Source organism: Williamwhitmania sp., from assembly GCA_035529935.1.
Lineage (GTDB): Bacteria > Bacteroidota > Bacteroidia > Bacteroidales > Williamwhitmaniaceae > Williamwhitmania.
Window position 1 is genome coordinate 1 of record DATKVT010000054.1, and the last position, 2,268, is coordinate 2,268.

A 2,268-nucleotide genomic window follows, 5' to 3' on the forward strand; every position below is an offset into this window, starting at 1 on the left:
ATGGGCAGTAATAGCCTTAAAAACCAACTAGGTTATGACTGGAAAAGTATCAGAAAATAGAATAACTGCCGATTTCGTAAATCTCTACCTAGCAAATCTTGAATTGCTTAGGGAGGGTGCTGCCGACAGCATTAACGCTGCCCGCGCCGACGCCATTGAGAGTTTCAATATTCTTGGACTACCCAATCGGAAGTCGGAGAAGTATAAGTATACCAACATTACCACCCTTTTTGAAAAGGAGTTTGAAAAGTACTTTGCTCCCCGGAAGGTGGAATTTAGTGTTGATGATATCTTCAAGTGTGATGTGCCATCGCTGGACACCGATGTATTGCTGCTGGTAAATGGCTACTACTTTGGTGAAAATAAGCTGGAGGTGATGCCCAATGGCATTATCATGGGTAGCCTTGCCGAGGCAGCGCTTCAATATCCAGAAATTGTGAGTCGGCACTATGGACGCTATGCCGATGTTGCTGATGAGAGCTTGGTAGCCCTGAACACTGCTTTTGCACAGGACGGAGTATTCCTCTACATTCCAAAGTCTACCGTGCTCGAAAAGCCCATTCAGATTATCAATATTTTACTTTCGGACGAGGCGCTGATGACTCAACCACGAAACCTCTTTGTGCTGGAAGAAAACAGCGAAGCCAAGGTGGTTGTGTGCGACCATACGCTGAGTCCACAGAACTTCCTTACCAATTCGGCAACAGAGGTTTTTGCTGGTAAAAGTTCCAACTTTGAATATGTGCGTATGCAGAATGAGCACAATGGCTCTTACCATATTTCGAACATCTATATTCAACAGGAGGCAGCCAGCGTTGTAAACACCAACACCATAACCCTTCACGGAGGTATTGTGCGCAACAATATCAACGTAGTGCTTGGTGGAGAGGGTGCTGAAAACCACATTTACGGTTTGTCGTTGGTCGACAAAACGCAGCACGTGGACAACTACTCCTTTGTAGACCATGCCGTACCCAACTGTGTAAGCAATGAGCTCTTCAAAAATATACTGGACGACATGGCTACCGCTGCCTTCAATGGCAGAATTTTGGTACGCAAGGATGCCCAAAAAACACAGGCCTTCCAAACCAACAACAACCTGCTCCTTACCGACGATGCCCGGATATACACCAAACCTCAGCTGGAAATCTACGCCGACGACGTGAAGTGTAGCCACGGTGCCACGGTTGGACAAATGGATGAAGAGGCGCTCTTTTACATGCGTGCCCGAGGAATTGGCATGCGCGAAGCTCGCCTGCTACAAATGTTTGGCTTCGCCCACGATGTAATTCAAAAAATAACCATTGAACCGCTTCGCGCAAGGGTTGATGAGCTGGTAGATAAACGCCTACGAGGTGAGCTGGCCCGCTGCAACACCTGCGCCATGCACTGCTGCTAGTAGGAGATGGACCTGCATATACAATATTGATTTTGAAAATATCCTGATACAATGTCGTTTGACATCAACAAAGTAAGAGCCGATTTCCCCATCCTTGACCAGGTTATTCATGGTAAGCCACTGGTTTATCTCGATAATGGTGCCACGGCTCAAAAACCCATTCAGGTGCTTGATGCACTCGACAGAATGCACCGAGAGCTCAATGCCAATATTCACCGTGGCGCCCACTTCCTCAGCGAACAGGCTACCGAAAAGTATGAGGAGGCTAGAGAAACCATTCGTGGCTTCATCAACGCTGCCTCTACTCGTGAAATTGTGTTTACCTCGGGTACAACCGGAGCCATAAACCTAGTGGCCTTTAGCTTTGGCGAGAAGTTTATTAAAGCGGGCGACGAAGTTTTGGTATCGGAAATGGAGCACCACTCCAACATTGTTCCTTGGCAGCTCATGTGCGAACGAAAGGGCGCCAAGCTAAAGGTAATTCCATTCGACCAGAGTGGATTGCTTCGAATGGATTTGCTACCCGATTTGCTTACTTCAAAGGTAAAGATTGTTGCGGTAACCCAAGCTTCCAACTCCCTTGGAACGGTAAACCCAATTAAGGAGATTATAGCTTTAGCCCATCAGCGCAACATCCCAGTTCTGATAGATGGTGCACAGGGCATTCACCACCTAGGTGTAGATGTTCAGGATATTGATTGCGATTTTTACGCCTTTTCCGGGCATAAAATCTATGGTCCTACGGGCATTGGTGTTCTGTATGGTAAGGAAGAGTGGCTGGAGCAAATGCCACCATACCAAGGCGGTGGCGACATGGTTGGTACCGTTACCTTCGCCAAGACCACCTATGCCGATTTGCCGCTCAAGTT

The 2,268-nt window shown here is 47.4% G+C and carries 2 protein-coding genes; both read left to right on the forward strand.

What is annotated here, in order from left to right; translation table 11 throughout:
• Nucleotides 1–34 precede the first annotated feature (34 nt).
• Nucleotides 35–1,399, forward strand: a complete 1,365-nt coding sequence (gene sufD, locus VMW01_04035) for a Fe-S cluster assembly protein SufD (protein HUW05409.1) — start codon at nt 35–37, stop codon at nt 1,397–1,399.
• A 51-nt stretch (nt 1,400–1,450) separates the two neighbouring features.
• On the forward strand, nt 1,451–2,268 hold an 818-nt coding region (locus tag VMW01_04040), incomplete at its 3' end, for an aminotransferase class V-fold PLP-dependent enzyme (GenBank protein ID HUW05410.1).